The 19,178-nt window shown below is 69.4% G+C and carries 17 protein-coding genes; 5 read left to right on the top strand and 12 right to left on the bottom strand.

From position 1 onward, the window contains the following. The first annotated feature begins 346 nt into the window (after positions 1-346). Positions 347-1,567 (top strand): hypothetical protein, encoded by a 1,221-nt coding sequence (locus tag ACK3BB_RS07680; RefSeq protein ID WP_428928131.1) that lies wholly within the window; start codon positions 347-349, stop codon positions 1,565-1,567. Positions 1,568-1,633: 66 nt separating this feature from the next. On the opposite strand, the gene ACK3BB_RS07675 is transcribed toward ACK3BB_RS07680, so the two are convergent. The 4 genes from ACK3BB_RS07675 to ACK3BB_RS07660 are packed head-to-tail and all read right to left on the bottom strand — an operon-like array spanning position 1,634 to position 5,428. Beyond that, positions 1,634-2,455, bottom strand: a complete 822-nt coding sequence (locus ACK3BB_RS07675) for a class I SAM-dependent methyltransferase (RefSeq protein ID WP_428928130.1) — start codon at positions 2,453-2,455, stop codon at positions 1,634-1,636. A 53-nt stretch (positions 2,456-2,508) separates the two neighbouring features. Beyond that, on the bottom strand, positions 2,509-3,531 hold the full coding sequence (locus ACK3BB_RS07670) for a YcjF family protein (protein WP_428928129.1): 1,023 nt from the start codon (positions 3,529-3,531) through the stop codon (positions 2,509-2,511). After that, positions 3,528-3,992, bottom strand: a complete 465-nt coding sequence (locus ACK3BB_RS07665; RefSeq protein ID WP_428928128.1) for a GNAT family N-acetyltransferase — start codon at positions 3,990-3,992, stop codon at positions 3,528-3,530. The genes ACK3BB_RS07670 and ACK3BB_RS07665 overlap by 4 nt, the downstream gene beginning before the upstream one ends. Continuing rightward, the gene (locus tag ACK3BB_RS07660) at positions 3,989-5,428 is read right to left on the bottom strand and encodes a YcjX family protein (protein ID WP_428928127.1); all 1,440 of its coding nucleotides are present in this window, start codon (positions 5,426-5,428) and stop codon (positions 3,989-3,991) included. The genes ACK3BB_RS07665 and ACK3BB_RS07660 overlap by 4 nt, the downstream gene beginning before the upstream one ends. 244 nt (positions 5,429-5,672) lie before the next feature. Between ACK3BB_RS07660 and truA the strand changes: the two genes are divergently transcribed. Next, positions 5,673-6,452: a tRNA pseudouridine(38-40) synthase TruA gene (gene truA, locus ACK3BB_RS07655; protein WP_428928126.1), complete on the top strand. Its 780-nt coding sequence runs from the start codon at positions 5,673-5,675 to the stop codon at positions 6,450-6,452. 93 nt (positions 6,453-6,545) lie between these two features. On the opposite strand, the gene trpS is transcribed toward truA, so the two are convergent. The 3 genes from trpS to ACK3BB_RS07640 all read right to left on the bottom strand — a co-directional run bounded on the left by trpS (position 6,546) and on the right by ACK3BB_RS07640 (position 10,079). Then, positions 6,546-7,628: a tryptophan--tRNA ligase gene (trpS, locus tag ACK3BB_RS07650; protein WP_428928125.1), complete on the bottom strand. Its 1,083-nt coding sequence runs from the start codon at positions 7,626-7,628 to the stop codon at positions 6,546-6,548. A gap of 417 nt (positions 7,629-8,045) precedes the next feature. After that, positions 8,046-8,840, bottom strand: coding sequence for a thioesterase family protein (locus ACK3BB_RS07645; protein WP_428928124.1), 795 nt, complete (start codon positions 8,838-8,840; stop codon positions 8,046-8,048). A gap of 3 nt (positions 8,841-8,843) precedes the next feature. After that, a complete protein-coding gene (locus tag ACK3BB_RS07640; RefSeq protein ID WP_428928123.1) occupies positions 8,844-10,079 on the bottom strand; it encodes an acyl-CoA dehydrogenase family protein in 1,236 nt (411 codons plus the stop codon). A gap of 570 nt (positions 10,080-10,649) precedes the next feature. Between ACK3BB_RS07640 and ACK3BB_RS07635 the strand changes: the two genes are divergently transcribed. After that, positions 10,650-11,585, top strand: coding sequence for an NAD(P)-dependent oxidoreductase (locus tag ACK3BB_RS07635; RefSeq protein ID WP_428928122.1), 936 nt, complete (start codon positions 10,650-10,652; stop codon positions 11,583-11,585). Positions 11,586-11,600: 15 nt separating this feature from the next. Here ACK3BB_RS07635 and ACK3BB_RS07630 read toward each other — a convergent pair whose 3' ends face one another. From ACK3BB_RS07630 to ACK3BB_RS07615, 4 genes are all read right to left on the bottom strand, one after another. Further along, positions 11,601-12,254 (bottom strand): glutathione S-transferase family protein, encoded by a 654-nt coding sequence (locus ACK3BB_RS07630; RefSeq protein ID WP_428928121.1) that lies wholly within the window; start codon positions 12,252-12,254, stop codon positions 11,601-11,603. A 351-nt stretch (positions 12,255-12,605) separates the two neighbouring features. Then, complete coding sequence (locus ACK3BB_RS07625; protein WP_428928120.1) at positions 12,606-13,850, bottom strand: HlyD family secretion protein; 1,245 nt, start codon at positions 13,848-13,850, stop codon at positions 12,606-12,608. Positions 13,851-13,853: 3 nt separating this feature from the next. Beyond that, positions 13,854-14,387: a hypothetical protein gene (locus ACK3BB_RS07620; RefSeq protein ID WP_428928119.1), complete on the bottom strand. Its 534-nt coding sequence runs from the start codon at positions 14,385-14,387 to the stop codon at positions 13,854-13,856. Positions 14,388-14,608: 221 nt separating this feature from the next. Next, entirely contained in the window at positions 14,609-15,019 is a 411-nt protein-coding gene (locus ACK3BB_RS07615; protein WP_428928118.1) for a hypothetical protein, read from the bottom strand. 271 nt (positions 15,020-15,290) lie between these two features. Here ACK3BB_RS07615 and ACK3BB_RS07610 point away from each other — a divergent pair, with 271 nt between their 5' ends. Both ACK3BB_RS07610 and ACK3BB_RS07605 read left to right on the top strand, forming a co-directional pair. Then, positions 15,291-16,127 carry a bifunctional allantoicase/(S)-ureidoglycine aminohydrolase gene (locus ACK3BB_RS07610; RefSeq protein ID WP_428928117.1) on the top strand — a complete coding sequence of 279 codons (837 nt, stop codon included), beginning with the start codon at positions 15,291-15,293 and terminating at the stop codon, positions 16,125-16,127. A 435-nt stretch (positions 16,128-16,562) separates the two neighbouring features. Beyond that, a complete protein-coding gene (locus tag ACK3BB_RS07605; protein ID WP_428928116.1) occupies positions 16,563-17,624 on the top strand; it encodes a Hint domain-containing protein in 1,062 nt (353 codons plus the stop codon). Between the two features lie 66 nt (positions 17,625-17,690). Here ACK3BB_RS07605 and ACK3BB_RS07600 read toward each other — a convergent pair whose 3' ends face one another. Then, positions 17,691-19,085 carry a uracil-xanthine permease family protein gene (locus ACK3BB_RS07600; protein WP_428928115.1) on the bottom strand — a complete coding sequence of 465 codons (1,395 nt, stop codon included), beginning with the start codon at positions 19,083-19,085 and terminating at the stop codon, positions 17,691-17,693. Positions 19,086-19,178 lie beyond the last annotated feature (93 nt).

Genomic DNA, 19,178 nt, shown 5'->3' with positions numbered 1-19,178 from the left:
TCGCAGGTCTTGGCGTGTCGATTGCACGTGTCGATTACACTTGTCGGGAATAACAATGCGGTGCCGGTGATCTCAGCACCTTTGCCCGGCGCCTCGCATGGTCAGAGGGCCGGGTATGTAATTCGAATGATGATGGCGCTCAAATGGCACATGGACAGGCTTATAAGCCGCCCTGCCGGCGGGGTAAAGCCGCGGCCGCCGGGCGCGCCCGGCCATCGGTTTACATCGGCCCCGTTCGCGCCTATGACACGATCCAGTCCCGTGCAGCCCCTTGTCGGGCTTCCGAAGCGACCACCGCAGTGACCCCGGCCACGGCGTCCGCCCTGGCGATCCCGACAGGCTCGACATGAAGACCCTTCTGCACATCGGCACCGAAAAGACCGGCTCGACCAGCTTCCAGAACTGGGCCTCGCGCAACCGCGACGCCCTGGCCGACCGCGGCGTCTGGTACAGCCAGGTCCTGGGCCGGCTGAACCACATCAAGATCTATCTCTGGGCCCTGCCCGAAGACTCGACCGACAACGGCTACGAGCTGATCAATGCCGATGCGCCGGCCGGGCGCGCGGCCTTCCGGGCCAACCTGCCCGACCAGCTGGCCGCCGAATATGCCGCCGCCCGCGCCCGGGGCTGCCATACCTTCCTGATCTCGAACGAACATTGCCATTCGCGCCTGGTCACGCCCGAGGCGGTGGCCCGGGTCCGGGCCCTGCTCGAACCGCTCAGCTCCGACATCGAGGTGCTGTGTTACCTGCGGCCGCAGATCGACATGGCCGTGTCGATGGCCTCGACCGCCGCGCGGGTGCGGCTGCGCGTCGACCGCGACTGGTTCGCCCGGGTCACGCCGACCAATGTCTATTACGATTACCTGCGGCTCTACCGCCGCTGGGCCGATGTCTTTGGCGACGCGGCCGTCACGCTGACCGGTTTCAAGCGCAATGCCGATACCGTGGCCCATGTCTGCGCCAAGCTGGGGCTGGACACCGCCGGGCTGGCCCCGGCCGCGCGGCTCAACGAGGCGCTCGACATCCGCACCATCGCCATCCAGAACGTTCTGTCCGACCAGGGCTACCTGCCCGGGCACCCGATCTATCGGCTGACGCGCTTTCCCATCGACCTGCTGCGCTGCGACGAGCGGCTGCAGATCGGCCCCGAGCTGGCCCGCCAGATCCAGGATCCGTTCGAGGAATCCAACCGCGAACTCAGCCGCCTGCGCCCCGAGATCACACCCGAGGACCTGCTGCCCGACTGGTCGCGCTATGACGGGGCCTGCAACCTCGATCAGCTCGACGGCGATTGCGGCTTTGGGCCCAAGCTGGCCGAGACGCTGATCCTGATGAACATGCAGAACCGCATTTCGACGGTGAACATGCGCATCGCCCAGGCCGAACGGGCGATCTGGGCCGACAATGTCGACAATGCCTGCAAGCTCTATGACGATGCCTGCGCCATGCTCGATGGGCTGCCGGCCGACATGGATGCCTTCATGAACCAGCGCAATTCGGCCGCCGACCGGCTGGCCAAGCTGGCCGGCAACAACAAGCTGTCGCGGGCCCTGGCCGCCCGGTAGGTTTGCCGCTGGCCACGGCAGGCCGGGCCTGCCCCGCCACGACCAATGCCCGCGCCGGCGCATCGCCTAGCCCGGCAGGCAGCCGACGATGACATGGGGCGCGATATGGCCGGCCCGGATGCTGGCCGCCATGTTGGCCACCTTTTCGCCCGCATCCTCGCCCATGACCAGGTGCAGCCCCAGCGGCCCCGGATCGGCCACCCGGGCGATGAGCGAATCAAGGCTGTCCAGGGCAAACCCCGCCAGGCTGACATCCGACACGATGTCGAATCCCACATCCTCAAGCAGGAAACGATAGCGGTCCGCGCCCATGACCGAGCTTTGATGGCGGCTGGAGGCCCAGGGCACGGGATAGGGAATGTCATCCTCGGTCAGCCGCATCACGTCGCAGATCCCGAACCGCCCACCGGGCTTGAGCACCCGCGCCGCCTCCTGCGCCAGACGGTGCTTGTCGGCGATGTTCATGCCCACGTGGATCATGTAGACGGCATCGAACAGCCCGTCGTTGAACGGCAGGTTGGTGATGCTGGCGCGCACGTGCTTGACCCGGTCGGCCAGCCCGCACATCCCGGTAAGTTCAAGCCCCGCCGCGATGAATTCCGATGTCAGGTCGACGCCGACAACCGCCGCCCCGGTGCGCCGCGCGACGTGGCGCGCGGCCCCGCCCAGCCCGCAGCCCATGTCCAGCGCATATTTCCCGGGACCCAGGTCCAGCTTGTCGACCAGCCGGGCCGTGGTCTCTCGCCCGCCGATGTGAAACTCGTCCAGGGGCGCCAGCGCATCGGGATCCAGCGGCTCGGACAGGCCGGCCTCGGCCAGGGCGGCATGGATGCGCGACTGCAGGTTACCGCTCGAATAATGGCGGGCGACATCGGATTCTTCGGTCATGCGGTCCTCGTCAGGTTTGCGCGGACCCTAACATGCAGAACCTGAGCCGCAGGTTAACCGCGCCGCCCGATCAGCCCAGCCAGCGCGCTTTTGATGATCCCCCGTACCGACGGCCGGTGGCGCGGCGAGAACGGCAGCGGCCGGCAGACCTCCATCGCCGCCACGCCCACCCGCGCGCTGAGCGCCCCGTTGACCAGGCCTTCTCCGAACCGCCGCGACAGTTTCGACAGCACCGAGCCGCCCAGGACCGGTTCCAGCAGGTCCTCGCCCGCGGCCACGGCACCGGTGGCGACGAGATGGGTGAACACCGCCCGGGTCAGGCGCAGCCCGCCAAAGAACCCCGACCGCCCGCCATAGATCTCGGCCACCCGCCGGATCATCCGCAGGCTGGACGCAAAGGCCGCCACGACATCGGCCAGCGCCAGCGGCACCAGCGCGGTGACCGTCGCCACCTGGCGCGCCGCGGCCTCGACCTCGCGCCGGGCGGCGGCATCCAGCGGCGCCAGCAGCGTGTCCTCGGCCAGCCCGAAGAGCGCGGCGGCATCGAACTGATCCTCCACCCGCTCGGCCAGCCGGTCACGGCCCCAGCGGGTATCCTCGCGCCCGGCGTAAAGCGCCTGCAGCTGGCGCACCACGCCACGGGCGGCCTCGAGGTCAGCCTCGGCCAGGGCCATGTCGGCGTCATGCTTGATGGAATCGATCCGCCCCAGCCGGCCAAAGGCCGCCAGCTCGCGCAGGGCGACCAGCAGGCCGACCAGCACGAAGGCCGCCAGCAGGCCGGTCACGATCCATCCCAGGATCGGCACCGAAGCCACCAGCGAAGCCGCGAATTGCCAGGCCGCGACCGACAGCACCAGGCCCAGCAGCGAGGTCGCCAGCCCCCAGAACCACTTGGCCAGGGCCGAGCTTGGACGCGCGCCGGCCCGCATGGCGGCTTCCATCGCCGTGCCCTCGGGCCCGGCCTCCGGCCCGCTCAGGTCGGGCACCGGCGGCGCGTCGGCCACGCTGGGCGCAGGCCCGGGCCGGGGCCCCTCGGGATCGGGTTCCAGGTCGAACAGGACAGGTCCCTTGCTCATGCCGCCTCCGCTGGCCAATGGTACTGGATGTCGGGCAGGCCCTCGTCATTGCCCGCCCCGTCGGTGCGCCGGACCTCGGCAAAGCCCTCGCGCAGGTAGAACCGCTGGGCGCCGAGATTGGCCTGGAAGGTCCAGAGCCACAGCCGCCCTGCCCGGGCCTTGGCATCATCCAGCAACAGCCGGCCGATGCCCAGCCCGGTTTGGTCGGGCGCCAGGTAGAGCGCGTGGATCTCCTCGCCGTCGCGGGCCAGGAACCCGGCGATGCCAGGGCCGGTCGCGCCGCCCTCGACCACGGCCACGGTCACCCAGCCCCGGTCGATCATCATCGCGCAGAAGGCCACGGCCTCGGCCGCCGAATGCTGGCGGGGCATCCAGGGCGTGCCGGTTTCGAACCCGTGCAAGATGTCGCCCGTCCGGCCCGCATCCAGCGGCCGGGCCGCGCGCAGGGCGACGGTGGTCACAGCTTGTCCCCAAAGAGGAACTGCGCCGCCCGGTCCAGCCGGATATGCGGCGGTCCGTCCCCGGGTTTCAGCGTCAGCGGCGCCGGGGCAAAGGCCATCATGCCGTAATCCGCGCCCAGCCAGCTGTCGGCCCCGTCCCGCGCCGGGCCGAGCAGCACGGTCGGATCCTGGGGCAGCTCGCCGGGATAGAAGGCCGCGGCCTTGCCGCTGTCCTTGAGATGGCCCCGCACGCAGGGCAGATCGGCCCCGCCATGGCTGCGCAGTTCCTCGGTCGTCGCGCGCAGCGCGGCCAGGGCCATGGCCTGGGTCTCGGCCCCGGCAAAGCGCGCCCGGTCGCGGGCATCGCGGGTTAGCGCATCCATGATCGACGCAAAGGCCGGGTGCTGCTGGTGGTGCAGATGGTCGGCCTTGGTCGCCGCGAACAGGATCTTTTCCACCCGCTTGCCGCCCAGGATGCGGCTGAGGAAGGCATTCCGCCCGGGCCGGAAACTGGCCAGGATATCGGTCATCGCCCGGCGCATGTCCTCGACGGCCCGCGGCCCCTGGTGGATGGCGCCCAGCACGTCGACCAGAACGACCTGCCGGTCGATCCGGGCGAAATGATCGCGGAAGAACGGCCGCACCACCCGGGCCTTGTAGGCCTCGTAGCGCCGTTCCATCTCGCGCAGGAGCGAGCGGCGCCCGGCCCCGGCCTCTTCGGGCAGGGGCGCAAAGGTCAGCACGGGCGAGCCGGCCAGGTCGCCGGGCAGCAGGAACCGGCCGGGCGTGCAATCGTGGTAACCGGCGTCGCGGGCGTTGTTGAGATATTCGGTGAACCGGGTGGCCAGGGCCTTGGCCACCGGCTCGTCCCGCGCGGCGCTGACATCGGTGGCCCGCACCAGGTCGAGATAGGCCGCACCCTCGGCCCGGCCTTCCAGCCGGTCCAGCGTTTCGGCCGACCATTCGGCAAAGCTCTTGTCCAGCAGGCCCAGGTCGAGCAGCCATTCGCCGGGATAGTCGATGATGTCGAGATGCACCGTGCGCGGCCCCTGCAGCCCGCCCAGCAGGCCCGAAGGCCGCACCCGCAGCGACAGGCGGAGCTCGCTGACCGCCCGGGTGCTGTCGGGCCAGTGCGGGTTCGGCCCGGTCAGGGCATGCAGGTGGTCCTCGAACTCGAAGCGCGGCACGGTGTCGTCGGGCTGCGGCTGCAGGAAGGCCGCCGAGATCCGGCCCTCGGCCTCGGCCACCAGCCCGGTCATCCGGCCGCGGTCCAGCAGGTTGGCCACCAGCGAGGTGATGAACACCGTCTTGCCGGCGCGCGCCAGCCCGGTCACGCCCAGCCGGATCACCGGTTCAAAGAGCGTTTCGCTGATCGTGTCGCCGACGGCCTCGACCCCGCGGGTCAGGTTGTCGGCCAGTTGGGTGATGATCAAGACTGCCCCCGGTGCCCGTCGCATTGCGCCGGCCCCCTTGGTGCGGGGCCGGTCCGTTGCCTCGCAAGATAGGGGGCCTTCCCCCGCGATGCCAGAGGCTTGGCCCCCGGTCGACGCGGGTGCGGCCCGCGTGTCACCCGCTTCCGGCCGCCGCTTCGCGCGGGTTCGGCCACGGCCCGCCTGATCCCGACCTGATCCGCTCCAGCCCGATCTCGGTCATCCCCTCCGCCCCTTGCCCGGACAGGATCGGCAGGGTAAGCGCCCGGTCATGCCCCGTTATGCCCTCAAGGTCGAATATCACGGCGCCCCCTTCGCCGGGTGGCAGCGCCAGAAGGATCAGCCCTCGGTGCAGGGCGCCATCGAGGCCGCCCTGGCCCGGCTGGAGCCCCGCGCCCATACCATCGCCGCGGCCGGGCGCACCGATGCCGGGGTGCACGGGCTGGCCCAGGTCGCCCATTGCGACATGGACCGCGACTGGGATCCCTTCCGCCTGTCCGAAGCGCTGAACCACCATCTCAAGCCCGATCCGGTGGCCATCATCGATTGCGCCCGGGTCGACGACGACTGGCATGCCCGGTTCTCGGCCGTCGAACGGCGCTATCTCTTCCGCATCCTGCTGCGCCGGGCTCCGGCCACCCATGACGCCGGGCAGGTCTGGCAGGTGCGCCATCCGCTGGATGCGGACGCCATGCATGACGCCGCCCAGCGGCTGATCGGCCGGCACGATTTCACGACCTTCCGCTCGTCGATCTGCCAGGCCGACAGCCCGGTCAAGACGCTCGACCGGCTCGATGTCAGCGCCGCGACCGGCCTGTCGGGCCCGGAAATCCGCTTTGACGTGCGCGCCCGGTCGTTCCTGCACAACCAGGTCCGCAGCTTTGTCGGCACCCTGGAACGGGTCGGCGCCGGGGCCTGGACGGCCGATGACGTCACCGCCGCGCTCCAAGCCCGCGACCGCGCGGCCTGCGGGCCGGTCTGCCCACCCCAGGGGCTCTATTTGGCCGGGGTGGGCTATCCGCGCGATCCCTTCGCGGGCGGGACTGCCTGAGCGGCTGCCGGCAAACGGGGCCGGGCGGCCGGTCCTCACACGCGGCCGCCTGTCACGCACCCGACGCAAGACACCGTTTCGCTTCAACGCTTCCTACAGCCGGAACAGCCCCAGCGCCTCGACCACGTCGCGCCGGGTCTCTTCGGTCACGGCCCGCGCCCGTTCCGTGCCCCGCCGGATGACCGACACGACATGGCCCTCGTCCCGCGCGAATTCCGCGCGGCGGGCCCGGAAGGGCGCGACAAGCTCCTGCAGGATCTCTTCCAGCCGGGCCTTGATCCGGCCATCGCCCAGCCCGCCCCGCCGGTACTGCGCCTTCAGCTCTTCCAGCCCGGCGCGGTCCTCGTCAAAGGCATCGAGATAGGTGAACACCACGTTCCCCTCCACTCGCCCCGGGTCCTCGGCCCGCAGGTGGCCCGGATCGGTGAACATCGCCCGCACCGCCGCCCGGATCTGGTCGGGCGTGGCCGACAGCCCGATCGCATTGCCCCCCGATTTGGACATCTTGGCCTTGCCGTCCACGCCCGGCAGCCGCCCGGCCTCGGGGATCACCGCCTGCGCCTCGGGCAGCACCGGTGTGCCGGCCACGGCGTTGATCCGGCGCACGATCTCGTTGGTCTGCTCGATCAGCGGCGCCTGGTCGGCCCCGACCGGCACGACCGTCGCCCGGAAGGCCGTGATATCCGCCGCCTGGGCCGCCGGGTAGCACAGGAACCCCGCCGGGATGTCGCGGCCAAAGCCCCTGGCCCGGATCTCGTCCTTGATCGTCGGATTGCGTTCCAGCCGGGCGACGGTGACGAAATTGAGGTAGAGCATCGACAATTCGGCCAGGGCCGGCAGGTGCGATTGCAGGCAGATCGTCGTCCGGCCCGGGTCGATCCCCACGGCCAGGTAATCCAGCGCCACCTCGACGACATTGCGCCGGACCTTGGCCGGATCATGGGCATTGTCGGTCAGCGCCTGGGTATCGGCCAGCAGCAGGTACTGGTCATGGCTTTCCTGGAAGGCCAGCCGGTTCTTCAGCGAGCCGGCATAATGGCCGATATGCAGCGGCCCGGTGGTCCGGTCGCCGGTCAGGATGACAGGGCGTGTCGTGCCCTTTGTGTCGGCGGCGGGGGCCGGTTGTTGTTCGTTGATCGGCCGCCGGGCTTCGGGGGTCAGGGTGTCGGATGTCATGTGCAGGGTCCTTCGGGAATGAAGGCCGCCGCACGGGGGATCAGCAGAAAAGACAAAGGCCGCCCGGGCGGCGGCCTGTTGCAACGAGATGAAACGTCGGGATCAATCGTCGGGCCGCCCTGTCAGGAGGGCCGCCACCAGAGATTGGAAAGGATCGCCAAGCGTTTCATGACCACGGGCTTACGCTCCGGCCCGGCCTCCGTCAAGCCGGACGATCACCGGGTCCACCTCAGGCTCAACCCTGCCCAGGGCCTGTGGTTCGCCCCCGTACCACGCCGCAGACCCGACACCGGACCACGCCTCCGACCCGGCCCCGTACCACGCCTCGGGCCCAACACCGCGCCACGTTTCTGGCATTAAGGGCCCAACCCAGCCCCGAAGCCCTGCCCAGCCCTGCCCGTGCCCCGCATCCCGCGATCAGCCCGGCGGGTGCAGCACCAGCGTCTGCAAGGCCACGCCCACGGGGCCTTTGGTGTCATAAAGCACGGCCTGCGACATGCCCACGCCATTGCCCTGCCAATGCGACACCGCATCCGAGGCCAGCCAGTCCGACACCGGCTCGCGGTGGATCTGCAGCGTCAGGTCGGTGTTCATGAACCCCATCACCCCCGGCACGGCATTCCACGAAATCCCGTTGCCGCAATCGGCCAGCGGGCAGATCGACTGGATCGGGCTGGGCGCCTCGCCCTCCAGCAGCGCCGGCACCCGCATCCACACCGCCTTGGGCCCCGGCGCCCGCGAGACGCCCGGCGGATAGGCCACGTCGATGAACTGGCCGAAGGACGGCCGGTCATGCAGCCCGCCGACCAACAGCGACGGCCCGGGCTCGGCCTCGTCGAACCGGGGCGCGGGCACCTGGGCCGTGGGCACTTCGCCCAGCTCCTTGCGTGCCAGGTGCATCGACGTGCCGGTCATGCAGATTGTGCCGTCCAGCGCCTCGACCTGCACCCGCGTGGTGGCCAGCGTCCGGGTCTCGCGCGTCAGCTCGGCCGTCACCCGCAAACCGTCCAGCGGCAGCGGCCGCAGCACGTCGACGGTCAGCCGGGTCATCACCTTGCCCGGGCTGACCGCCGTTTCGGCCGCCCGCGCTGCCAGCCCGGTGACCGGCCCGGCGTGGCAATGTCCGGCCGACCACGGCCCCCGTGCCGGATCATTGCCGACAAAAACCCCGTCGATCTCGTGGAAATAGGACGGGCTGCCTTCAAAGGGCATGTCTCACACCTTCTCCTGCGTGTATTTCTTCAGCTCGGCCCGGGCGATCTGGCGCCTGTGGACGGCATCGGGCCCATCGGCAAACCGCAGCGTCCGCACATGGGTCCAGGCATGGGCCAGCGGCGTTTCCTGGGAAATCCCCGCGCCGCCGTGCATCTGCATCGCCTCGTCGATGACCTTCAGCGCCACCCGCGGGGCGATGACCTTGATCTGGCTGATCCAGGGCGCCGCGGCCTTCTTGTCGCCCTGGTCCATGTACCACGCCGCCTTCAGGCAGAGCAGCCGGGCCATCTCGATCTCCATCCGGCATTCGGCGATGATGTCGTAATTCGCCCCCAGCTGGGCCAGCTTCTTGCCAAAGGCCTCGCGGTGCAGCGCGCGTTTGCACAGCTGTTCCAGCGCCGATTCCGCCTGGCCGATCGCCCGCATGCAATGGTGGATGCGCCCGGGCCCCAACCGGCCCTGCGCGATCTCAAAGCCCCGGCCCTCGCCCAGCAGCATGTTCTCGGCCGGCACCCGCACGTCGGTGAAACGGATATGCATGTGGCCATGGGGCGCATCGTCATGGCCAAAGACCAGCATCGGCCGCAGGATCTCGATGCCCTCGGTCCCGGCCGGCACGACGATCATCGAATGGCGCGCATGTTTCGGCGTGTCGTCATCGCCGGTCCGGACCATGGTGATATAGACCTTGCAGCGCGGATCGCCGGCCCCCGACGACCACCATTTCTCGCCGTTCAGCACATAATCGTCGCCATCGCGCACGCAGGACATCTCGATATTGGTCGCATCCGATGACGCCACCTCCGGTTCGGTCATCAGGTAGGCCGAACGGATCTCGCCGGCCAGCAGGGGCTTCAGCCAGTCGTCCTTCATCTTGTCGCTGCCGTAGCGCTCGAAGACTTCCATGTTGCCGGTGTCCGGCGCCGAGCAGTTGAAGACCTCGGCCCCCAGTGGCGTCTTGCCCATCTCCTCGGCAAAGAGCGCATATTCGACGGTGCTCAGACCGAACCCCCGCGCGCTGTCGGTCAGCCAGAAGTTCCACAGCCCCCGGTCCCTGGCCCGGGCCTTCAGCCCGTCGAGGATCTCGGTCTGGCGTGGGGTAAAGGCCCAGCGGTCGCCCGTTGCCACCTCGCGGGCATAGTCTTCCTCCATCGGCATGATCTCGTCGCGGATCATCTCGCGCACCCGGTCCAGCAGGTCCGCAATTTCGGGGCGCATCGTGAAATTCATGTCCATCCGTCTTCCTCCCCAAGACGTGCCCGCCGGTCGGATCGGGGCGGGATCGCCCGCAGGATGGATCACCCCGGCAGAGCTTGTCCACCGATTTCGGAACTCAGTTCCGCAGATCGGTACACGCCGTTGCGTCGCCCGGCCCGCCCCCGCGTCGGCCCACGGCCCGCCCGGCCGCCTTTTGTACTACCCTCGCCGCCTCGTTCTGGCCCGCCCGACCCAGGCCCGACAGCCGCCCCGCCTCGCGGTCCCGGCCCACTTTCGCCGGTCTCCCCGTCCGGCCCAACGAGCGCATTCCCGTCCTGCGATCTGAACGTCCCAGTCCACCCGCGTGCCCTGCCCTATCTGCCCCGGCATCGGCCATTTTTCCCCGCAGCCCGGCCATCCCGCCCGGCGCCCTGCCCAACCTGCACCCGCCCGCCGCCTGCACTTCCTCACCCGTCCGCACGCACCCGGCTGCCCTGTCTGCCCCACACCCGTCCGCCTCACGCCCGGCCCCGGCCCTTGCCCCCCTGCCCCGGGCCGGATACCCAGCGCCCAGATCCCTGCCCGACAGCTGCCGCGAAAGGACATCCCATGGCCCTGCTCATCGACATCGGACATTCCGGCTGGATGCCCGAGGAAGAGGTCCGCGACACCGTTCTCGACCTGCTGCCCGATGCCGACATCCGCCTGCGCGATGGCCTGGGCGATGCCTCCCAGATCACCATGCTGGCCTGTTCCGAGCTGCCCGCCCACCTGCCGGCCCTGCTGCCCAACCTTGCCCTGGTGCAAAAACTCGGCGCCGGGGTCGACAGCATCGTCACCCATCCCGCCCTGCCCGCGCCTGTCCGCGTCGCCCGGCTGCGGCCGATGGAACCGGCCCATGAAATCGCCGAATGGGCCCTGTCCTACCTGCTGCGCGACCAGCGCCAGCATCGCCATTACGCCACCGCCCAGGCCCAGGGCGACTGGGCGCCCCTGGCCCCGCGCCAGACCCGCCGCACCCGCGCCGCCGTGCTGGGCCTGGGCCATATCGGTGCCACGACGGCCCGCCTGCTGCGCGACGTCGGTTTTGTCACCACCGGCTGGAGCAATTCTCCCAAGCAGATCGACGGCATCACCTGCCTGCACGGGCCCGATGCCCTGCCCGCCCTGCTGGCCGAGCAGGATTACGTCGTCTCGATCCTGCCCTCGACCGAGGCCACCCGCGATCTCTTCGATGCCGCCATGCTGGCCCACATGAAACCCGGCGCCTGCCTGCTCAACGCCGGGCGCGGCGATCTCGTCGACGAAACCGCCCTGGTCCGCGCCCTGGAGGCCGGCACTCCGGGCCATGCCGTGCTCGATGTCACCCGGGTCGAACCACTGCCCGCCGACAGCCCGCTCTGGTCGCATCCCAACGTCACCCTGACGCCTCATGTCTCGGGCTGGCACCTGGGCGATGCCCTGCGCGACGTGGCCGAGAACTACCGTCGCCTCGGCGCGGGCGAGCCGCTCCTGCACGAGGTCGACCGCCAGCGCGGCTACTGAGCGGCGACCAGGGCCTCAGCCGCTGCGCCGCACGCCCTTCAGCTCGTCGTAATTCACCATGACATGGGTCGCATAGCCCGGCCGGTCGCAGAGCCTGCGGTAATAGGCCTCGATCGCCGGCGGTGCCGCCCGTTCGATATCCAGCGTGAAATAACGATAGAGCACGTGGCCGACCCAGATATCGGCCAGGCTCAGCCGGTCGCCCACCACGAAGCCCCCGCGATCGATGCGCGGCGCCACGATCTCCAGCAGCGCCTCGAACCGCGCCACCGCCGCGGCCACGGCCGCCGTGTCGCGGTCCTCTTCCGGCGTGCGCCAATGTGCCCAGAAGACCGGCACGGTAAAGGCCCCGCACAACACGTGCTTGCCCCATTCCGCCCAGACATCCACCACGGCCCGGTCGCCCGCATCGTCGGGCCGGAACGGCGCCCGGCCATATGTTCCCCAGAGATAACGCAGGATCGCCGCGCTTTCGAACAGCGCCGGCCCGTCGCCATCCTTCAATACCGGCACCAATCCCATCGGGTTCATCTCGCGATAGGCCGGATCATCCAGCCCGCCGAACCGGCCCCCGGCATCGATCCGCCGCACCTCCAGACCCATCTCCTCCAGGCCCCACATCACCGCCTGCACATTCGACGATGTCGCCCGTCCCCAAAGTGTCAGCATCGCGCCCCCTCCTGCTTCTTTCTCTTCTCAAGTATTCCCGGGGGAGTCCTCCAACGGAGGACGGGGGCAGCGCCCCCCTCTCACCTCTCCACCGGCGCGCCGCCGTTCCTGCGCGCCAAGGGCATCGCCGGGCCACATGCCGTCCCGGCCCACCTGCCGCGCGTGACCACCTGCCACGCATGACGGGCCGCCCGCAGGCCGACGCACACCCACGATGTCACGCCCGACACGCCGCAGATGCACACCAACACCAGCCACCGGCTCGCTCGGCACCCCGCGACCGGACAGACCGGCCCCGTTCCTTCCCTGCCCTCACACCGTCGGCGCCCCGCCAAGGGGCGCCGCGATCCGTCAATGCTCGCCGCTCAGGACCAGCGTGCGGACCGGCAGCAGCAGCGCCTGGATGCGCAGGATGAAGGCATGCACAAGCGCCACCGTGTCGACCACGTGGAACGCCACGAACTGGAAGGTCGACAGGCTGTCGTCATGCTCCAGCCGGTCGTGGTAATCGGTATAGGCATTGGCCGCACAGGTCGATCCGGGGATCACATCGTCCATCCCGCCTTCATAGAGCGGCTCCATCCCTACCAGGATCGACCCGCCGGGCTGGCGCTGGGTCAGGTCGACCAGCTGGTCGGTCGGCCGCAGCTCGCCGCCCTTGATCACCTCCTGGCGGCTGACGATCACCATCGGGATGATCTTGAAGGGCACCGAGGCACACAGCACCTCGGCCACCATGCCTTCCTTCAGCACCGGCGCGGCCAGCTGGGTAAAGGCCGCCTGCATCCGCATGTGGCCCGACGCAGCGCCATCGGGCACGATGATCCCCGCCGGGCGCAGCACCGACGACACGTAATCCCCCGGCTGCAGGGCAAACTGCTCCAGGATCCCGGCCGTGCCGGCCCGCACCACGGTGAAATCCAGCTCGACCTGGGCCTGGCGCACGGCGGCGTCGGCGCTGGCCCGCTGGGCCGGCAACAGCGTCTCGACCCGGGCCCGCGCGCTGCTTTCCTGGCTGCGCGCCGCCTCGACGGCCGCAGCCTGGGCCTCGGCCCTGGCCCTTTGCCGGTCCAGCTCCTGCTGGCTGACCGCCGACGAACCCCGGTCCATCAGCTGCTGCGTCCGCGCCAGTTCGGTCTCGTATTCGTTCTGCAGCGCCACGGCCTGGGCCACCGTGGCCGTGGCCGCCTGCAGGTCGGCCGCGGCCATGACGATCTCGGCATCGATCTCGTTCAGCCGCGATTGCGCCGTTTCCAGCGCCGATTGCTGGCGCGCGTCATCGAGCCGGAAGATCACGTCTCCGGCCTCGATATGTTCGTTGTTGGTGACCATCACCTCGGCCACCCGCCCGCCGGTCTGGGGCAGGATGGTCACGGTGCGAAACACCGCCGTCACGCTGCTGGCCGCCGGATGGAAAAAGAACACCACGGTGATCAGCGACAGGGTCAGGATGGCGCAGCCGGTGATGCCGTAGCGCAGTTCGAACCAGACCGAGTAAAGCGTGATCTCGTGGCCGATGCGCTTGCCCTGCACGTAATGCCGGATCAGGTAATCGGGCAGGATGGTGAGCATCGAACAGACAGTGAATTCCAGCATGGCTCAGCCCTTCTCCCCGCGCGTGTCATGGCCCGGCTCCGCCGCGCCGGCCCCCGTGGTCCCCGGTGCCGTATCGCCGGCCGGCCGGCCCTGCGACGTGCCGTGTGACACTGGCGTGCCCGGCACGTGGCCGATGTCATCCTCGCGCGGCTCGTCGCCCTCGTAGAGCCGCCCGGCCAGGCTGGCCAGCGACCGCGCGCCGGATGTCACCGGCGTCAGGAAATCGGGCAGCGTCGTGGCCGCCAGCAAGAGCGCGATGATCCAGAAGATGTTTTCATGGGTGAACAGCGCCAGCAGCGCCAGGATGGCCACGATCTGGAACTGGGTCCGGCTGTGGCCATGCGACATCCGCTCGGGCAGCGAATGCATGTGCAGGTAGAGCACCCCGCCGACAAAGGCGAAGAAGATCAGGAAATAGATCGCCGTGTGCATCATCGGGTCCGATCCGTCGGGGCCGGGGATGAAATAGGGCAGATGATCGGGCGCCAAGGGGTTCAGCGCCCCGCTGCTCGCCGCGGTGGGCTCGGTTTCGGACATGGCACCCGGCCTCCTTGGATCGGTTGGATGGGGGAAATGGCAACGGCCCGGCCTGGAAGGGGAACGGGCCTGGCCGGTTCAGAACCGCCGGCCCGGGGCCCGCGCGGCCCCGTCCGGGTGAAAGGTCGGTGCGGCACGGCCCGGGCGGCAGGCGGCATCCGGCCCGCCCCGGCCCGGGCCCTTGCGGCCCGGCACCACCGGGGGCTGCGGCCGGGGCGCAATCACGGGGTCAGAACCCAGCTGCCGTCGGCGGTCTTGCAGTTGCGGAACACGAAGTCCTGCGGTTCGGGCCGGCGCTGGGTGATCACGACGTGCCGGATGTCGGCGCAGCCGTCGGCAAAGGACACCAGCAGCGACTTGCCGCTCGCCCCGCTGTCGGGGTTGGACCATTCGCTCTCGGCCCCGACCTTCGGCGTGCCCTCGCGGTAGAGCGGCGCCGCGGCGGCGGTCATGATCGAAATGTCCTGCTGGGTCAGCCCGGTGCGCCGCAGCGTGTCGGCCATCGACCGCGCCTCGGCCCCGGTCGGCGCCATCATCAGGCCCATCATCAGGCCCGTCACCACGCCCAGGCCAAGCCCCGCGGCCGAACCCGGCCCGGGGCGGCGCCCCGTGGCTGCCAAAAACTTGCCCATGATCGTCGTCACCCTGTCTGATCGTCAATTCTGTCCCATGGTTAGCATCCCCCCGGCCACGGTCAAACCGACAATTGCCCCGGGGCCTTGCAAGACGCGCCCGCAGGGTCGTATCTGGTCGAAAGCCGCCCGGCCCGCCCGTTGGCCGGCCCGTTGCCCGGTCCCTTGCCGCCGTTTCCGACGCGCACCGGGCCGGCGGCCGGCCTCGCCCGCCCGGCGGCCCAAGGATCCAGATGTCACCCCGATGTCGCCCCTCGAAGCCAGGAGACCCATGATGAAGCGCAGCTACGCCACCCCGCCCGGCGGCCTGCCTCCGCAGAGCGACAGCCCCACGGCCCGCACCGGCCAGGCCCGGTTCACCGAGGCCTGGGCCGTCATCCCGCGCAACACCATGCGCGACATCGTCACCTCGGCCCTGCCCTACTGGGACGATGCCCGGGCCTGGATCATCGCCCGGCCGCTGTCGGGCTTTGCCGAGACCTTCGCCCAGTACATCGTCGAGCTGGCCCCGGGCGGCGGCAGCGAATGGCCCGAACCCGATCCCGAGGCCGAAGGCGTGATCTTCATGGTCGACGGGGCCATGACGCTCAGCCTGGGCGACGACGATTTCGTCCTGGAACCCGGCAGCATCGCCTACCTGCCCCCCGGCGCGCGCTATACCCTGCACAACCATGCCGGCCCCGAGGCCCGGTTCCACTGGATCCGCAAGGCCTACGAGCCGGTCGACGGCCTGCCCGTGCCGGATTTCTTCATCTCGCATGACGACGATGTCGACCCGATCGAAATGCCCGAGACCGATGGCCGCTGGGCCACGACCCGTTTCGTCGATCCCGAGGACATGCGCCACGACATGCATGTCAACATCGTGACCATCCAGCCCGGCGGGGTCATTCCCTTTGCCGAGACCCACGTGATGGAACACGGGCTCTACGTGCTGGAAGGCCGCGGGGTCTATTACCTCAACGGCGAATGGGTCGAGGTCGAGGCCGGCGATTTCATGTGGCTGCGCGCCTTCTGCCCCCAGGCCTGTTATGCCGTGGGCGACCGGCCGTTCCGCTACCTGCTCTACAAGGATGTCAACCGGCACCCGAAACTGCGCCTGCGCTAGGCCCGGGCTCCCGTAGGATGGGTGCTTGCACCCATCCTACCCGGCGCGGGACAGGCGCCCTCCCCGATACCCGCCGCGGCCCGCCGGCCGGGCGGCCAGGTGACCAAGCCCGCGCCGCCTGCGGGCGAAAATGTGCCGCCCGGCACGGTTATCCCGATTTTTTCATGGACAGGCCAGGATCGGCCTGACACCGTTTTGTCGTGTTCTTCCGCGATATTGCGGGCGACCACCCGCCCCTGCCGACCGGCCGGGGCGCCGTTGACGGACCACCGGGCCTCGGCCCGCCCCTGACGACCAAATTGCCACGACGCCACGGCCCCCGGGCCCCAGCCAGCACGACCGGCAAATCGACGTTCCCAGTACCCAGACGTGCCCAGCCCCGTGCCAGGCCCGTTGCCTCATCCCTGTTTCGTAACCAGTTCCGAAAGGTGTCCCATGGCCGCCCAGATTTCCCAGCTTGACGTCGACAGCGACGGCACCACCCCCGAGTATTTCGTCCAGATCCGCGTGCCCACCGGCGAAACGCCCTCGGGCAGCATCGAGTTCTACGATTCCCGCAATGCCAATTCCGCCCAGCTCGACAATGCCTTCACCATCGACCTCGACACCGCCACGCCGACCGATACCCTGACCGAAGGCGGCTATGATTATTACACCTACCAGATCACCGGCGACCTGACGGCCGGCAACGGCCAGAACTTCGCCGTGGCCGTGCTGGATGACAGCGGCACCGCCGAAAGCGTCCTGATCTTCGGCAGCAACACCGCGCCCGGCGACACGACCTTTTCCGGCGGCGCGCTCAACGGCGACGATGTCGACACGGTCATCGCCTCGGGCGTGGTCGAGGGCGATGCGTTCCAGCCGGGCGAAGGCCCGTTCATCGTCGCCCCCGACGGCAGCGTGACCACCGGCCCGGCCGATCCCTCGGCCTGTTTTGCCGCCGGCACCCGGATCGCCACGCCCGGCGGCGAGGTCGCGGTCGAGACGCTGCGTGCCGGGGATGTCGTCTGCACCGCCGACGGCGGACAGACGACGGTGCTCTGGCTGGGCGTGTTCACGGCGCACAAGATGTTCACCCGGCCGGTCGACCGGTTCCTGCCGGTCCATGTCCGGGCCGGGGCGCTCGGCCCGGGCGTGCCCCATGCCGATCTCGTGCTGACGGCCGATCATGCGCTGATGATCGACGGGCTGGCGATCAATGCCGGGGCGCTGGTCAACGGCACGTCGATCGTGACCCCGCCCGTCGACAGCCTGCCCGAGCGGATGACCTATTACCATGTCGAAACCCAGGCCCATGACGTGATCCTGGCCAATGGCGCACCGGCCGAGACCTATATCGACTACGTCGGACGCCAGGTCTTTGCCAATTACGCCGAGTACCGGGCCCGCTATGGCCAGGACCGGGTCATCTCCGAGATGCGCGCGCCGCGCATTTCCTCGGCCCGGCTGGTGCCCCCGGCCATCCGCGCCCGGCTGGGCCGCAGCACGGCCGCCTGATCGGCCCTCGGGCCACGTACGTGCCGCCCCCCGGTCCAAGGCAGGGACCGGGGGGCGGCACTGGCCTCAGACCTCGCCGATCTCCTCGGGCAGGACCAGGTTCAGAACGATGGCGATCAGGGCGGCGGGCAGGATGCCCGATGCGCCCAGGATGCGCAGGGTGTCGGGCAGGTACTGCAGGGCATTGGTCGCCCCCGGCGCGGTGTTCAGCACCTCCAGCTGCAGGCCCAGCCCGATCGACAGGGCCAGGGCAAAGATCACCATGTTGCGCCGGTTCCAGACCACTTCGGCCAGCATCGACACGCCCGCCGCGGCGACCATGCCGAACATGACCACGACGCCGCCGCCCAGCACCTCGATGGGCACCGTGCGGATCACCGCGCCGACCTTGGGCACCAGCCCGCAGATGATCAGGAAGACCCCGCCGATGGTCACCACGTGGCGGCTCATCACGCCGGTCATGGCGATCAGCCCGACGTTCTGGCTGAACGAGGTGTTGGGCATGCCTCCGAAGATGCCGGCCACGGCCGTGCCCACCCCGTCGGCAAAGGTCGCGCCCTCGATTTCCTTGTCGGTCGCCTCGCGCCCGGCCCCGCCCTTGCAGATCCCCGAGACATCGCCGACGGTTTCCACCGCCGAGACAAAAGCCATCAGGCAAAAGCCCACGATCGCCGCGAAGGACAGCTCGAACCCGTATTTGAACGGCTGCGGCAGGGCAAAGGCCGCCGCGCGCTCCCAGCTGCCGGTGATCGCCGAGACCGGCAGAACGCCGGTGATGATCGACAGGACATAGCCCGCCGCGATGCCGACCAGGACGGCCGAGATCGACAGCATGCCCCGGGTGAAGAACTTGACCACCAGGGTGACGACAATGACGAAAAGCGCGATGAACCAGTTGAGGATGCCGCCGTATTCGGCCGCACCCCCGGCCTTGGCCGGCACGCCCCCGGCGGCATATTCGATGCCCACCTTGACCAGCGCCAGCCCGATCATCAGCACCACCAGCCCGGTGACCAGCGGCGGCAGGGCAAAGCGGATCTTGCCGATGACAAAGCCCAGGCAGGCATGGAAGATCCCGCCGATCAGCACGCCGGTGAACAGCGCGGCCAGCCCGTCGACACCCTTGCCCGCGACCAGCGGGATCATGATCGGCAGAAAGGCAAAGGACGTGCCCTGCACGATGGGCAGCCCCGCGCCGATCGGCCCGATGGTGATCGTCTGCAACAGGGTGGCGATGCCGGCGAACAGCATCGACATCTGGATCATGTAGAGCAGTTCGGGGAAATCGGGCGAGTTCGACCCAAAGCCGAAGCCCGCCACGCCGGCCACGATGATCGCCGGGGTCACGTTGCTGACGAACATGGCCAGCACGTGCTGGATGCCCAGCGGCACGGCCTTGTAGAGCGGTGGCGTGTAATCCGGATCCCTCAGCTGTTCCGGCGTTCCGATTGAAGCGGTCATCGTCCCTGTTCCTTTCGTCTTGTCATCGTTACCTCGCACGTCTTTTCGTCATCGTTACCTTGCGCGGGCCGGTTCGGCCGGCCCTGCGCATCC

The sequence above is a fragment of the Marinibacterium sp. SX1 genome (assembly GCF_050389775.1).
In the GTDB taxonomy this organism is placed as follows: Bacteria; Pseudomonadota; Alphaproteobacteria; order Rhodobacterales; family Rhodobacteraceae; genus Marinibacterium.
This window is presented reverse-complemented; position numbering and strand designations above follow the sequence as displayed.

Bases quoted from the DNA above. Each gene is read 5' to 3' on its own strand.
- ACK3BB_RS07680 (WP_428928131.1), top strand. From the start codon at position 347: ATGAAGACCCTTCTGCACATCGGCACCGAAAAGACCGGCTCGACCAGC.
- ACK3BB_RS07675 (WP_428928130.1), bottom strand. From the start codon at position 2,455: ATGACCGAAGAATCCGATGTCGCCCGCCATTATTCGAGCGGTAACCTG.
- ACK3BB_RS07670 (WP_428928129.1), bottom strand. From the start codon at position 3,531: ATGAGCAAGGGACCTGTCCTGTTCGACCTGGAACCCGATCCCGAGGGG.
- ACK3BB_RS07660 (WP_428928127.1), bottom strand. From the start codon at position 5,428: ATGCGACGGGCACCGGGGGCAGTCTTGATCATCACCCAACTGGCCGAC.
- truA (WP_428928126.1), top strand. From the start codon at position 5,673: ATGCCCCGTTATGCCCTCAAGGTCGAATATCACGGCGCCCCCTTCGCC.
- trpS (WP_428928125.1), bottom strand. From the start codon at position 7,628: ATGACATCCGACACCCTGACCCCCGAAGCCCGGCGGCCGATCAACGAA.
- ACK3BB_RS07645 (WP_428928124.1), bottom strand. From the start codon at position 8,840: ATGCCCTTTGAAGGCAGCCCGTCCTATTTCCACGAGATCGACGGGGTT.
- ACK3BB_RS07640 (WP_428928123.1), bottom strand. From the start codon at position 10,079: ATGGACATGAATTTCACGATGCGCCCCGAAATTGCGGACCTGCTGGAC.
- ACK3BB_RS07635 (WP_428928122.1), top strand. From the start codon at position 10,650: ATGGCCCTGCTCATCGACATCGGACATTCCGGCTGGATGCCCGAGGAA.
- ACK3BB_RS07630 (WP_428928121.1), bottom strand. From the start codon at position 12,254: ATGCTGACACTTTGGGGACGGGCGACATCGTCGAATGTGCAGGCGGTG.
- ACK3BB_RS07625 (WP_428928120.1), bottom strand. From the start codon at position 13,850: ATGCTGGAATTCACTGTCTGTTCGATGCTCACCATCCTGCCCGATTAC.
- ACK3BB_RS07620 (WP_428928119.1), bottom strand. From the start codon at position 14,387: ATGTCCGAAACCGAGCCCACCGCGGCGAGCAGCGGGGCGCTGAACCCC.
- ACK3BB_RS07615 (WP_428928118.1), bottom strand. From the start codon at position 15,019: ATGGGCAAGTTTTTGGCAGCCACGGGGCGCCGCCCCGGGCCGGGTTCG.
- ACK3BB_RS07610 (WP_428928117.1), top strand. From the start codon at position 15,291: ATGATGAAGCGCAGCTACGCCACCCCGCCCGGCGGCCTGCCTCCGCAG.
- ACK3BB_RS07605 (WP_428928116.1), top strand. From the start codon at position 16,563: ATGGCCGCCCAGATTTCCCAGCTTGACGTCGACAGCGACGGCACCACC.
- ACK3BB_RS07600 (WP_428928115.1), bottom strand. From the start codon at position 19,085: ATGACCGCTTCAATCGGAACGCCGGAACAGCTGAGGGATCCGGATTAC.